The following is a 13223-nucleotide window of genomic DNA, read 5'->3' as shown; positions in this document are numbered from 1 at the left end:
CCATATCACAATCCGGAGCGAACCCATGCTTGATTTTTTCCGGTGGCAGGACGCCATCGACATTGTACTCATTTCCATAATCGTCCACAGACTGCTTCTGCTGATCGTAGGCACAAGGGCGATGCAGCTGGTGAAAGGGCTTCTCATCATGGGGGCCCTTGCTGAGGCTGCTCGGATATTCGACCTTCGAACCCTCTCGTGGTTTCTTGGGAAGGTTCTGGGGGTGCTGGTCATCGCCATTCCCATTGTCTTCCAGCCCGAGCTGCGGAAAATGCTCGAGGAGCTGGGAAGGGGCGGAAGACTGTGGCAGAGGAAAAAAACCGGAAAAAAAGCAGAACTCTTGAGTCATGAAGTCGCCAGGGCCATCAGCTATCTCAAGGGGCAGAAAATCGGAGCCCTCATCGTCCTTGAACGAAACACAGGCCTGAAGGATTTCTGGAGAACGGCCATCAAGCTGAACGCCGATGTCACCCAGGAACTCCTGATCTCCATATTCTGGGAGGGGAACCCTCTCCACGACGGGGCCGTCATCATTGACAGGGACATCATCGTCGCTGCAAGCTGCTACCTGCCCCTCACCGAGAATTCAGACCTTTCACGGTGGATAGGTACCCGTCACAGGGCCGCTCTCGGAGTCACCGAGGTTTCCGATGCCATCGCCCTGGTGGTGTCCGAGGAAAGAGGGGAAGTATCCCTGGCCATTAACGGCCATCTTTCCAAAAACCTCAAGGAGGCCCAGGTGCAGAAACTGCTGCTCCATTATTTCGGCGGCGAGGACGAGGAGAACAAATCGCTGCTCGACAGGCTGCAGGAGGACATCAGGACCCTCTGGACCTGAGTTTTTCCTTTCCACTCACTGAGGAGGCTGCGTTCAACATGGCCGAAACACCGAAAACAGATGATATAATATCCTCTCCCATGTTCCTTCGTGTAATGGCCGTGCTCATTGCTCTGGCTTTCTGGTTTTACGCTTCGGGAAGCAGAACTACCGAAACGACGAGAAGTCTGTCCGTCCCTCTCGAATACCTCAACGTCCCCCCCCAGACAACCCTGAAGGGGCCTGTGAAAGAGGTAGAGGTGGTTCTTTCCGGTTCTCCGGGCGTACTCTCGTCCCTGACGCCGGAAGCGGTGGTCTGCGAGGTGGACGCCAGGGGGCTCGGTGTGGGAAAATACAGGCTGGCAGTGCGGGCCATCGCCCCCAAGGACGTGAAACTGGTGGACGTGGTTCCGACCCATGTCGATATTGAACTTCTCCGGTACATTGACAGACTCATCCCCGTGGAAGTTGTCGTTGACAAAGGTCTGCCCCCCGGACTCTATCTCGACATGGTGGAGATCGTTCCCAAGGATATAAGCGTGAAAGGGAGCGAGAAGGATCTTGCGAAGATCGGTTCCGCCAGGATCACTCCCTCTCTCGAGGACCTCAAGGCGGGAGGGGAGCTTTCTTTGCCCGTGGAAATAGTCAAATCCGAAGAATTCGAGGACGAAGTGACCTTTGAGCCGAAGCGGGTGAAATTCAGCGCCGTCCTTGCGGAAGGCGTGCCGAAGAAGAACGTTCCTGTGAATGCCCGGATCATCGGCAAACCCATGGAAGACTTCCGTCTCAAGGCCGTTGTTGTGGAGCCCGCAGTGGTCACCGTGGAAGGCCCCCTGGCGAAGCTTGACCGGGTGACGAAGGTGGATACCGAAACCATTGACCTCACCGACATCGCAAAAGAACAGAACATGGTCATCCCTCTCAGGGAGCCGGAAGACCCGCTGGTGAAGATCGTCGGGGCCACTTCCGTGAGGGTGAATGTTCTTTTGACGCCCTTTACCGTGACCCGTCTTCTGTCCCGGGTGACCGTGGAAGTGGAGGGAAAGAGCGTCTATCCCAAGTGGAAAGTTGAGCCTGCCTCGGTGGACATCACCGTGGAAGGAGTCCCTTCGGAAGTCAATTCCCTGGATGAAAAGGAACTCCTCATTCAGCCCTTTGTCAACGTGACCAACGTCGTTTCCCGTCGTTTGACCGTTCCCGTGCGGGTCCGGAACAGGACCGAAGGGAAGCTGAAGGTCCTCAGGGTCGAACCTTCGAATGTTACGGTCATTGCAGACGTACCGTGATTATTTTTACCCGCTGGGAAGGTGAGGCAACATGACGAGCAACCCCGAAAGAGTGCGCTGCCTTTTCGGAACCGACGGCGTCCGGGATGTCGCCAACAGGGGAGACATGACTCCGGAAATGGCCCTGCGTCTCGGGCGTTCCTACATTCTCTTCCTCACTGAAAGGGGTGTTCCGAGGCCCCGGATTGCCGTTGGAAGGGATACGAGGCGGTCGGGGCAGATGCTGGAGGCCGCCCTTGCCGCCGGCATGACCTCCGCAGGGGCGGAAGTGTTCCTCCTCGGAGTGATACCGACCCCCGGCGTCAGCTTTGCCGTCAAAAAAACGGGTATGCACGGCGGCGCGGTAATCAGCGCATCCCACAATCCTGCGGAGTATAACGGAATCAAATTTCTCGACGGTGAAGGCTACAAGCTCTCCGATGAAATGGAGGCGGCCATCGAGGAATATATGGGAGACAACCTTACCGACGATTGGCGCCCCACCGGCGCATCGGTGGGCGTAATGAGGCACACTCCCGAACTTGTCGGAGAATACGGTGACTGGCTCGCCTCCCTCTGGGGCCGCGAGCTGCCTTTTCCGGCGGAAGGCGCGGTGGACTGCGCCCACGGCGCCGCATCCTTCGTTGCCCCCTCCCTCCTGGAGAAACTCGGCGGCAGGTGGACCGTGGTGGGAAACGAGCCTGACGGGCTGAACATCAACGAGGGCGTGGGCGTGATGAAGATGTCCCATATATGCGGCCTCGTTAAGGAGAAAGGGCTCCCCGTGGGAATAGCCTACGACGGAGACGCCGACCGGGTCCTCCTGTCGGACAGCAGGGGACGGCTCCTTGACGGTGACATCATACTGTGGATTCTCGGCCGGTGGCTCGCCTCGGCGGGATGCCTCGGCTCGGGAGTCGTGGCGACGTTGATGAGCAACATGGCCCTGGAGGAACACCTCGGAAGGGAGAACCTGAAGGTCCACCGGTGCCGGGTGGGGGACAGGTACGTCATGGAGACCATGAATGCCACGGGATCCCGCCTGGGAGGAGAACAGTCAGGCCACGTGATCATCTCCTCGGTTGTCAACACCGGGGACGGCATCTGTACGGGGCTCTATTTCCTCAAGGCATGCCTCTCCCTGGGCGAGGATATCGACACCCTAGCCGACAGATTTTCTCCCTACCCCCAGATTCTCAGGAACGTTGAGATTTCGAGGGAGAAACAAGTGAACGGCGATTTCATAAAGGAACTTTCTTCCGACATGGAGTCCCTGCTGGGAGGAGCCGGTCGCATTCTCATCCGGCCGTCCGGCACTGAGCCCCTCATGAGAATTCTCGTGGAAGCCAGGGACAGAAAACTCATGGAAGAAGTTGCGGACATGCTCGTGAACGCTATTCGTGAGAAATGCAGATAAAACTTTGTATCAGGAAAGGTGATGGATATCATGCCCTCATCCATTAAAAAATGCCTCTTTCCCGTGGCCGGCCTGGGAACCCGCTTTCTGCCGGCAACCAAGGAAATTGCCAAGGAAATGCTCCCCCTGGTGGACCGGCCCATCATCGCCTATGGCGTTGAGGAGGCTATCGCGGCAGGGTGCCGCGAGATGGTCATGATCACCGGCAGGTCCAAAAAGTCAATAGAAGACTATTTTGACCGCTCTTTCGAGCTCGAGGAAATGCTCAAGGCCAGAAACAAGAGAACCCTCTACGACGAGGTGATCTCTCTCTCGGAGTTGGCGGATTTCATTTACCTCAGGCAGCACCGCCCCCTGGGCCTCGGCCACGCGGTTCTCTGCGGCGAGCCTGTGTGCCGGAACGAGTATTTCGGCGTCATTCTTCCCGATGATGTCATGATCGCGTGCCCCTCGGTTCTCGCCCAGCTCATCGCCGTTCATGAGGAGCGGGGAGGCAACGTCGTCGCCCTGGAGGAAGTCTCTGCTGAAGAAACGTCCCGGTACGGGGTGGTCAGAGCGGAAGAAGCGGCTCCCGGAATTTTCGCCGTCCGGGATATGGTGGAGAAGCCGGCTCCCGGAACGGCTCCGAGCAACCTTGCCGTCATGGGCCGGTACGTTCTCTCGCCGTCGATTTTTCCCATCCTGACCGGTCAGCAGGCAGGGGCGGGGGGAGAGATACAGCTCACCGACGCCATACGAACCCTACTTTCCAGGGAACCCGTCTGGGGCGTAGTTTATCGCGGCAGGCGGTTTGACTGCGGCACCCAGCCGGGGTGGCTGTCGGCCAACATCCAGTTTGCCATGATCAATCCGGATCTGAGGGAGGTGGTGCTCAGGGCTGTAGCGCAAATGGAGCAGATGTAAAAAGCGCACCCGGTGAAGCGCCTGCGCCGGAAAACATCCCGGCTGACGAGGACGGAGGAGTATCGAAGATTCGGCGGATGCCTCCGGGGCCGTGAAAACCGGCCCGCAAAGTCTTCATACAAAAGCGGGAAGCAATTTCCGCCACAAAAGTGAAGGCAGTTTTCGTTTAGCGGATAAAGGCGGTGTATGGAATATGTGCGGTATAGTAGGGTATATCGGCGGAAGGAACGTCAAGGACGTTCTGATACATGGGATGCGGAGTCTTGAATACAGAGGGTACGACTCGGCGGGGGTCGCCCTCATGGATGCCCCGGAGCTTTACATCGTCAAAGGTGTTGGGAAGGTCGCAGACCTCGAGAAAATTCTGGAGGACCACCCCGTTAGCGGAAGTCAGGGCATCGGGCACACCCGGTGGGCCACCCACGGCGGAGTAACGGAAGTAAACGCCCATCCCCATTCTGACCTCTCCTCGAGCCTCGTGCTCGTCCATAACGGAATAGTGGAAAACTACCGTGAGATCCGCAGGGAACTGGATGAGGAAGCCTGCGGCGACTACAAGTCCGAGACGGACACCGAAGTGGTGGCCGAGCTGCTTTCGAGGCTCTACAGCGCCAAGGGCTGCATGGTTGAGGCCCTCGTGGAACTCTATGCCCGGCTGCGCGGGTCCTTTGCCCTCGTGATCATGGCCAGGGAAGCCCCGGGAAAAATTTACTGCCTCAGAAAAGGATCTCCCCTCGTCGTCGGGTCTTCCCGGAAAGGTGAAACTTTCTGCGCATCCGATGTTCCGGCCATCCTTCCCTACACCCAGGACGTGGTCTACCTTGACGACGGTGATATCGCCGTGCTTTCGGCCGAAGGCATTCTCTTCTGGAACGCAAAGGGTGAGAAGCAGGAAAAAACCCCGACCCATATCGACTGGGACGTCACAATGGTCGACAAGGGAGGGTACCCCCATTTCATGCTCAAGGAGATAAACGAGCAGGGGGCGGTCCTCCGAAACTCCATGGCCAAAAGGCTGACGGAAGGAACGGTGGATCTCTCTGCCGAGCTTCCCTGGACGAAGGAGGACGTGGCCTCCTGGAAGAGGCTCCATATCGTCGCCTGCGGAACCTCCTATTACGCCGCCCTCGTGGCGGAGCGTTTTCTCGAAACCATCACCGACTTCGACATTAGGGTGGACGTGGCGTCCGAATACCGCTACAGAAACATTCCCCTGGGTCCTGACACCCTCGCGTTGTTCGTCTCCCAGTCGGGAGAGACGGCAGACACTCTCGCGGCGGAACGGATCGCCCGGGAGAAGGGAGCCCGCTGCCTTGCCGTTACCAATGTGGTGGGCTCCACCATCGCCAGGGAGGTCCACGACATTCTGCAGCTCAAGGCAGGGCCAGAAATCGGGGTTGCGGCGACCAAGACATTTATGGGCCAGATGGCCGTCCTCTACCTCCTGGCCATCCACCTGGCGAAGATGCAGGGTAAGCTGACTCCCGAACAGGAAAAAAAATACTGCGATGAGCTCACAGTGCTTCCCTACAAGCTCGAGTCCGTGCTCCAGCGGCAAGAGAGCCTCCAGGAGACGGCCATGCTCTACAACGACGCTCGGGATTTTCTCTTCCTCGGGAGAGGCATCTCCTACCCGGTGGCCCTCGAAGGAGCCCTGAAGCTCAAAGAGATTTCCTACGTCCACGCCGAGGCCTACGCGGCCGGGGAAATGAAACACGGCCCCATAGCCCTTCTGGACCCCAGGGTCCCGGTGGTGGTCATCACTCCGAAGGACGGGCTTCACGAAAAGACCTTCTCCAATATCCTGGAGGCCAAGGCGAGGAAATCTCCGGTCATTGCCATCGCCACCGAAGGTGATGATTCCCTGGACGGGGTCGTTGACCACATTTTCTTCGTCCCTGAGACCCTGGACCAGTTCACCCCGTTCCTCACTGTGGTTCCCCTGCAGCTCTTCTCCTACTTCTTCGCCAGGTTCCTGGGCTGTCACATCGACCAGCCGCGGAACCTCGCAAAGAGCGTCACGGTAGAATAAAAGTAAAGGGCGCGGGAGAAATACCCGTGCCCTTTACTTATCGGCGCCCCCCGATATCACCGTTTCTGGGGCTCCTCGGTGAAGGGGCTGTAAATCCGGATGTGGGTCACCCGTTCCAGGGCGAAATCCTGCTTGCCCCCCTCTTCAGGCAGCTTTTCCCACGGGCCGCCGTCCATGCGGCAGAGGACCAGGGGTTTCCTGCCGTAGGTGGACCAGATATCCCAGAGAACATCGGAAAGTTGGCTTCCGGGAACGAGGTTCCCAAGGAAAAGGGGCGCCGTTCCCGGCAACGGCCGATCCGTTTCGGACGCGATGATGAGCCACTGGGTGGCCTGCCAAGCTCCTGCCATCTCTTTTGACTTTGAGTGGAGGAAGGGAAGCACCTGGAATCCTCCGGTCACGCCCCTGCCTGTGGTGCTCACGTCGATGACCCCTGAATGGTTCGCCCTGATCCTTCCCCGGCTCTGAAACTCCGTCCCTCCGAACCTTCCGACCCCTCTCACCGGGCGGATAACCCGGGCCAGGACTTTCGGGCCCGCCGTATACCAGCCCAGAACCCGCCCTCCGGGGCGGTTCTCCACGTCAATAATATAGGGACGCTCTTTTTCCTCAACGTCAAAAACCAGTTCGTCACCAGGAGAGGGAAGGCCGCTGACCTCCAGGGGGATCATCCCGCCATCGGGCTTCCTCACCAGTACCCTGGTCCCCACAGGAGGAGCCCAGCCTCCGAAGAAACCTGTGCCCGCCGGAACGTCAAGGGTGATGAAGGCCTTTTCACCGGCTGCGGGAGCCACCGTGTGGAGCGGCAGGATGCTCATGGTTCTTCCGGCGTCCTTTTCAACCGAAAGAGTGAGATGAACGGCATTTACCGCCGAGGCTGCCACAGTACCCGGTGCGGCCCATTTCGAAGCGGTGTACCCCGGCCAGCGGGTTGCCGTGGGCAGACCCGTCACTTTTCCCAGGAGGAAAACGCGCCCGTCGGGAAGCTCCGCCCGTGCCTCCTCTCCCCGGACGAGGGGCACCACGATTCTGTAGACGGGCCCCGCATAGGCGGGAGACGAAAAGCACAAGGCCGCGACGACGGACACAACAGCCGGAATGATCATGGACATGGAACGAAGGTATTTCATAGAAAAAACTCCTTTCTACGTATTTCTCAGAAACGAGGATACAGCCAGATGGACCATATATTGCCGATCCAGTGGTAGAGAATCGCCGAAAATACCGATCCGTGACGGTCCCGGAGGTAGCCCATGGCCAGCCCCGGAAAGAAAGCGAGCGTCGCGAAGGGAGCGTGGGGTGCGGCCAGGTGGGCAAGCCCGAAAAGGGCAGATGCCAGGACAATGCTCCATCCCCTGGGAAAACGGTATCCAAGCATGGTCTGAACCCATCCCCTGAAGAAGGTTTCTTCAGCCACGGCTGCCGCAAGCCCGGAGAGGACGGCTGCGGGAACCGACCGCAGGGCCGGAGGGAAAAGACGGTCCCCGAAAAAGAAAAGGGAGACGGCCGTCAGGGGCAGCAGGGTCAGAAGAGAAACTGCCGCAACGTCTCGAAGGACATGCCGATCCACAGTCCAGATCAGCCCGAAGGATTCCCTGGGTTTCCCGGACAGTGCACACCAGCCGTAAGGGAAATAGAGAAAAAAAGCGAAGAGCAGCACGTCCTTCATTTTTTTCGTCCCGCATTCCGTAAAATTCCGCAGAGAAGGGCCGGAACAAAAAACACGGAAAAGGCGGCAAGAGGCTGTCCAAGCAGGAAAAAAACACCGGCCGCGCCGCAAAAGAAAAGTGCGATGGCGGCAAAAAAAATTCGTTCCTTCCCGGAACGGCGCAGAAAAGGAAGGGCGGCCGCAAGAATCAGCAGCAGAAGCAGCAGGGGAGCAAGAGGCCGCACAAAGGAAAAATCGGCTATGGTATCCAGGTTCATAAGTATCTCCTTTACTCGGCAACCGTCAACGTCGGGCCGGAACAGGCCTTCTTTTCGCCATTGTATCATTTTTCCCGCGGCTTGAGCGGCAGACAGAAATCTTTCCTCCTAAACCCACGGGCTCCGGTGATACTCTCCGCTGCCTGCGGATTTATATTTCCCGGCAGAGAGGTGAAAAAAAGAGGAATAGGGCGTAAAATAAAGAAAATTTTCTCACTCGTCCTAAAAACTCCCTTCAGGAACGACGAGGTCAGGACGAAAGAAAGGAGCGGGTTTGATGAACAGGGACTTTTTCCTTGAAGAAACGGACCTCACGCTGGACGTGGTGATTCTTCTCATTGCAGGCCTGATGATGGTCATGACCGGCATACTGCTTTTCCCTGTCACGAGAGGGGCCGTTCCCTACTATGAAAACGGGGTCTACGGCCTGGTGCTCTTCCTGTTTGCCCTGCAGATCATTCTCCTGGGAAACACCCCCTTCGGGGACATGAAACGGTCGAACCCCGTTCTTTTCGCCGGTCTCGCCGTCGCATCAGCCGGGATAGTGACCTGCTTCATTCCCGACATCTTCAGCCTCTTCCCCGCCATAGTGCTCTTTCTCTGTTTCACTCCCGGGGGTGCAGCCCTTTTGGCTCATCTTTTCCTCGCCCCCGACAGGTTTCGCGCCTGGGCCCGCTTGGGAGGCATATTCCACCTTCTGTGGATAGGCTGTGCCGCTGTCTACCTCCTTTCCATGCTGATGGGCGTGCTCGTGCTGAACCAGGGCCTGCTCGGCGGCGATGAAACGGCTTTCGCCGTTCTGGCCTTCGGTGCGGCCGTTCTTTTCCTGGCTATGGTGATGAAAAGAATTTACAGGGCTCACCCCCTTCCGGAAGAAAAAGAAAGCGGGAACCGAACCCTTTCATCAGACCATTCCATCATTCTTCTCACGGGCATCTTTATGATCCTTCTCGGCATCCTCCTCGTTCCTGTGAGCCTCGGCATGCTTCCTTTCGCCGCAAGCGCCCAGCTCGGCCTGCTCATGGTGATCATGGCCTTCCAGATGCTTTCCACCGGAAATACCCCCATCGGTCCCTTCCGCCGAACCCGGCTTGTGATATTCTGCGGCATCCTTTTCTCTGCCCTCGGCATCATTTCCTGTATTATCCCGGGAATTCTCGTTCCCCTTCTGACCGTTCTCATCGGCGTGCTGAACATCTTCGGCGGGGTCAACGGACTCCGGAGAACCTTCTCGGGGCTCCGTAAACGGGGAGGAAACCCTGTCCCGCCTCTCCTGGTACGGCTGAACATCTCCCAGGCTGTTCTGCACCTTCTCTCCATCATGTTCGGGACCTCCATGCTCTTTCCCGGACTGCTGCCGCCCATTCTGACGGGTATGATCCTTGCAGCCGACGGCGGAGTTCTCCTCTACCTTCTCCACATCCTGATTCTTCTCGAAAACATGGCCGCGGCAGCCGTGGAAAGTCCGAATACCGGGGAAACCGCGCGGATTTCCCAGTCCCCCGGGAGCTGACACCCGGAGGGAGGATCCTTTTACCGAAAAAAGGTTGATGAGCCACGGATGCCGGGCAAAAAGGCCCATCCCGGGTATGATTATCCGGATGCTCCGTCAGAAGAAGGGGCAGTTCATAATGAAGACAATAAAGGAAATGAAGAATAATGGATCTTTCGGGCGCCAGTTTCACCGCGGAGGAGTCTTTTTTACGGGAACGTGCTGCATTGTACGGAGAGTCCCTTGCCGATAATAATACGGGAATACGGGGCAATCCCCGTTTTCGATTCCACTCTGGCGCTTTCCGCGGCTGTGGACCTTGCCCTTGCCTGAGACTGCTGCGGGAAAACACGCTTCCTGCGACGGGATTCCTCCGGGGACACATTTCATGGAGATCGGCATGTCAGCGTCAGTTATGCCGGAAGTGAGATAATCTGTCGGATCAGCAGCGGCGTATGCGGTTGTCCGCACAAGAGGATTCTCCACAGGTAAAGAGACGGGCGACTGTTTGTCTGCATAACACTGAATATTCTTTCTTTGATGGAGAGTGTTGACCATCAGCGGAATTCCTTATATACTATCCCTCGCGTTGCAGGAACACCCAAGGGCGGATAGTTCAGCGGTAGAACACCTGCCTTACACGCAGGGGGTCACAGGTTCGAACCCTGTTTCGCCCACCAAGGCTTCATTGGAGAATGCGGGGTCGTAGCTCAGTCGGTTAGAGCGTCGGCCTGTCACGCCGAAGGTCGCGAGTTCGAGTCTCGTCGGCCCCGCCATTTAAACTCCAAGTGAGGCGGGATAGCTCAGATGGTAGAGCAGCGGACTGAAAATCCGCGTGTCCCCAGTTCGATTCTGGGTCCCGCCACCATCTTCGCACTTTTGAAAAGGGATGCGGAAGTAGCTCAGGGGTAGAGCACAACCTTGCCAAGGTTGGGGTCGCGGGTTCAAATCCCGTCTTCCGCTCCATTTGTTGTACGGCGGCATAGCCAAGTGGTAAGGCAGAGGACTGCAAATCCTTTATCCCCAGTTCGAATCTGGGTGCCGCCTCCAATTCAGCCGAAGATCATTCCTCGGTAGCTCAATCGGCAGAGCGGGTGGCTGTTAACCACTAGGTTCGAGGTTCGAGTCCTCGCCGAGGAGCCAGATAGTTTCCAGGCCATTCTGGAGAATATATCCGGAATGGCCTGATATTATGTTTTGCGGCGCCCATACAACCTGAAGCGGCTGGAACCGAGACATCCCCTTTGAGGCGTCGTTTTTTTCGGAAATCAGAAAGAGAAAGAGGTACAACCATGTTCAAGAAACTTGTGTATATGTCCGGAAAGCCCTTCTGGCTTCTTCCGGAGGGCGACTTCCATGCCGTGGAACAGAAGAACGGCAGGATTGTCGACCCGGTGCTTTTCCGCGGGTCGAACGACCGGTGGAACGGCGAAATCACCAGCGAACAGGGAAATTAAGAAATTTCCCTTTCGCCGTCGCGAAAGTGCAAGCTCCTCCCTGTCAGGGAGGAGCTTTTTAATGCGATTGAGGGGGCAGGAACAGCCTCCCCACGGGTATTGTCGGACGAGCGGAATATATCCCGGCAAGGGTAAGGTGGTCCCGGAAGCCGTGAACCGGTTACACACGGTCAAATACAAAAATAACCGGACATACCGGACAAACCGCTTGACATTGGGCCTCTGACTGATATATTGCAACCATGTTTGTACCGGTTTATTGGGATGTAAACACTGAAGGCAGGAACATTGGACACCGACCAACCAAGAGAGATGCCGCTGGGGGGCAACCGATGAGGCCAAACGTGACTGGAGCCGAATGATGGAAGACCGATGGCTCTCCGTAGATGAGATTTCAGCCTATCTCGGCATCAAGCGGGATACGGTCTACAAGTGGATTAGTGAGCGGCAGATGCCGGGCCACAAGATCGGTCGGCTTTGGAAGTTCAACAAGAAAGAAGTGGACGAGTGGGTGAAGTCCAACAAAGCCGACAATAACGAGCCCGGTTCAAAAGGAGATCGCTAATGGCGGAACCACTCGCCGATAGAGTCATACAAAGAATTGGCCAGGCTGCCGATCTGTACTACAGCCTTGTCGTTCTGGTTGGCCCGGCCGGTTCGGGCAAGACCGCCGCGCTGCAGGATGTTCATGAACGCACCGCGGCTCCTCTGGTCAACGTCAACCTCGAACTTTCCCGGCGCATGCTTGACCTCACCGAACGCCGGCGGGCCTTGCGGTTGCCCCGCCTCCTCGCAGAGATCGTGGGCGCATCCGCAGCCGATGTGATTCTTCTGGACAACGTTGAGATTCTCTTTGATGTCTTGCTCAAGCAGGACCCATTGAGGCTCCTGCAGGGGCTCTCGCGGAACAAGACGGTGGTTGCGGCCTGGAGCGGCACCATCGACGGCGAACACATGGTCTATGCGACGCCGGACCACCCCGAATACAAACGATATCCCTTACGAGATTTCCTGGCAGTGAACCTGGAGGCCGTTGCATGAAGACAAGGAACGAAAGTGCAGGATGTCGGTTGCCATGAAATACGGGGACCTGATCCAATTCGAGCCTATCGAGTCCGTGGTCCAGCTACGGGACGCCGACGAGGCCGCTGTTGCCCGGCAGCTTGTCCGGACCTATGTCATCTCCGGGGAGATGGCCGAAAAGCTGACCAGTCTGGTCGTTCCTCAGCTTCAGTTCGACCAGCCCATGGACAACAAAGGGCTGCTGGTCGTCGGCAACTACGGCACCGGCAAGTCTCACCTCATGTCCGTGATCTCCGCCCTGGCTGAAAACGGCGATCTTGCAACGTATCTGAACGACAAGAGCGTGGCCGGCGCCGCTGGCAAAATCAGCGGGCGCTTCAAGGTGGTCCGAACCGAGATCGGCGCGACCACCATGTCCCTGCGCGACATCCTCGTGGCCGAATTGGAGGAGCACCTGGCCGCAATGGGCGTGTCTTATTCCTTCCCGCCCGCAGATAAGGTGTCCAACAACAAGCGCTCCTTCGAAGAGATGATGACCGCCTTCCACCAGGAATATCCCGACCACGGTCTGCTCCTGGTGGTGGATGAGCTGCTCGACTACCTGCGGACCCGTAAAGACCAGGAACTCATTCTCGATCTCAACTTCCTGCGCGAGATCGGCGAAGTCTGCAAAGACCTGCGGTTCCGCTTCATCGCCGGCGTCCAGGAAGCCATTTTCGACAGCCCCCGTTTTTCCTTTGTGGCCGACAGCATCCGCCGGGTGAAGGACCGCTTCGAGCAAATCCTCATCGCCCGCAAGGACGTCAAGTTCGTGGTGGCCGAGCGTCTGCTCAAGAAGACCGCCGACCAGCAGGTGAAAATCCGGGAGTACCTGACTCCCTTCGCCAAGTT

Annotated in this window: 13 protein-coding genes and 6 tRNA genes; 16 read left to right on the top strand and 3 right to left on the bottom strand. The window is 57.5% G+C overall.

Annotated features, from left to right (window positions below):
• Positions 1–25: 25 nt before the first annotated feature.
• From cdaA to glmS, 5 genes are all read left to right on the top strand, one after another.
• Positions 26–838 carry a diadenylate cyclase CdaA gene (cdaA, locus tag JMJ95_RS04135; protein ID WP_290682931.1) on the top strand — a complete coding sequence of 271 codons (813 nt, stop codon included), beginning with the start codon at positions 26–28 and terminating at the stop codon, positions 836–838.
• Positions 839–876: 38 nt separating this feature from the next.
• Positions 877–2103, top strand: a complete 1227-nt coding sequence (locus JMJ95_RS04130) for a CdaR family protein (RefSeq protein ID WP_290682929.1) — start codon at positions 877–879, stop codon at positions 2101–2103.
• A gap of 31 nt (positions 2104–2134) precedes the next feature.
• Positions 2135–3499, top strand: coding sequence for a phosphoglucosamine mutase (glmM, locus tag JMJ95_RS04125; protein ID WP_290682927.1), 1365 nt, complete (start codon positions 2135–2137; stop codon positions 3497–3499).
• Between the two features lie 30 nt (positions 3500–3529).
• Positions 3530–4402 (top strand): UTP--glucose-1-phosphate uridylyltransferase GalU, encoded by an 873-nt coding sequence (gene galU / locus JMJ95_RS04120; RefSeq protein ID WP_290682925.1) that lies wholly within the window; start codon positions 3530–3532, stop codon positions 4400–4402.
• A 193-nt stretch (positions 4403–4595) separates the two neighbouring features.
• Positions 4596–6434: a glutamine--fructose-6-phosphate transaminase (isomerizing) gene (glmS, locus tag JMJ95_RS04115; protein WP_290682923.1), complete on the top strand. Its 1839-nt coding sequence runs from the start codon at positions 4596–4598 to the stop codon at positions 6432–6434.
• A 56-nt stretch (positions 6435–6490) separates the two neighbouring features.
• Here the strand turns inward: glmS and JMJ95_RS04110 are convergent, their stop codons facing one another.
• The 3 genes from JMJ95_RS04110 to JMJ95_RS04100 are packed head-to-tail and all read right to left on the bottom strand — an operon-like array spanning position 6491 to position 8360.
• The gene (locus JMJ95_RS04110; protein WP_290682921.1) at positions 6491–7564 is read right to left on the bottom strand and encodes a hypothetical protein; all 1074 of its coding nucleotides are present in this window, start codon (positions 7562–7564) and stop codon (positions 6491–6493) included.
• Positions 7565–7590: 26 nt separating this feature from the next.
• Entirely contained in the window at positions 7591–8103 is a 513-nt protein-coding gene (gene mrtS, locus JMJ95_RS04105) for a Synerg-CTERM system glutamic-type intramembrane protease MrtS (protein ID WP_290682919.1), read from the bottom strand.
• Complete coding sequence (locus JMJ95_RS04100; protein ID WP_290682917.1) at positions 8100–8360, bottom strand: hypothetical protein; 261 nt, start codon at positions 8358–8360, stop codon at positions 8100–8102. The genes mrtS and JMJ95_RS04100 overlap by 4 nt, the downstream gene beginning before the upstream one ends.
• Before the next feature lie 277 nt (positions 8361–8637).
• Here JMJ95_RS04100 and JMJ95_RS04095 point away from each other — a divergent pair, with 277 nt between their 5' ends.
• The 11 genes from JMJ95_RS04095 to JMJ95_RS04045 form a co-directional block, all read left to right on the top strand.
• A complete protein-coding gene (locus tag JMJ95_RS04095; RefSeq protein ID WP_290682915.1) occupies positions 8638–9873 on the top strand; it encodes a hypothetical protein in 1236 nt (411 codons plus the stop codon).
• A gap of 584 nt (positions 9874–10457) precedes the next feature.
• Positions 10458–10532: transfer RNA gene (locus JMJ95_RS04090), tRNA-Val, on the top strand.
• Positions 10533–10551: 19 nt separating this feature from the next.
• Positions 10552–10628: transfer RNA gene (locus JMJ95_RS04085), tRNA-Asp, on the top strand.
• 16 nt (positions 10629–10644) lie between these two features.
• Positions 10645–10720, top strand: a tRNA-Phe gene (locus tag JMJ95_RS04080).
• A gap of 23 nt (positions 10721–10743) precedes the next feature.
• A tRNA-Gly gene (locus tag JMJ95_RS04075) sits at positions 10744–10818 on the top strand.
• A gap of 10 nt (positions 10819–10828) precedes the next feature.
• Positions 10829–10902, top strand: a tRNA-Cys gene (locus JMJ95_RS04070).
• A 17-nt stretch (positions 10903–10919) separates the two neighbouring features.
• Positions 10920–10995, top strand: a tRNA-Asn gene (locus JMJ95_RS04065).
• A gap of 149 nt (positions 10996–11144) precedes the next feature.
• Positions 11145–11309, top strand: coding sequence for a hypothetical protein (locus tag JMJ95_RS04060; RefSeq protein ID WP_290682913.1), 165 nt, complete (start codon positions 11145–11147; stop codon positions 11307–11309).
• A gap of 358 nt (positions 11310–11667) precedes the next feature.
• Complete coding sequence (locus JMJ95_RS04055; protein WP_290682911.1) at positions 11668–11874, top strand: helix-turn-helix domain-containing protein; 207 nt, start codon at positions 11668–11670, stop codon at positions 11872–11874.
• Entirely contained in the window at positions 11874–12350 is a 477-nt protein-coding gene (gene brxF, locus JMJ95_RS04050) for a BREX-3 system P-loop-containing protein BrxF (protein ID WP_290682909.1), read from the top strand. The genes JMJ95_RS04055 and brxF overlap by 1 nt, the downstream gene beginning before the upstream one ends.
• Before the next feature lie 34 nt (positions 12351–12384).
• A partial coding sequence (locus JMJ95_RS04045) for a DUF6079 family protein (RefSeq protein WP_290682907.1) occupies positions 12385–13223 on the top strand: 839 nt, incomplete at its 3' end.

It is taken from the genome of Aminivibrio sp., assembly GCF_016756745.1.
Lineage (GTDB): Bacteria > Synergistota > Synergistia > Synergistales > Aminobacteriaceae > Aminivibrio.
This window is presented reverse-complemented; position numbering and strand designations above follow the sequence as displayed.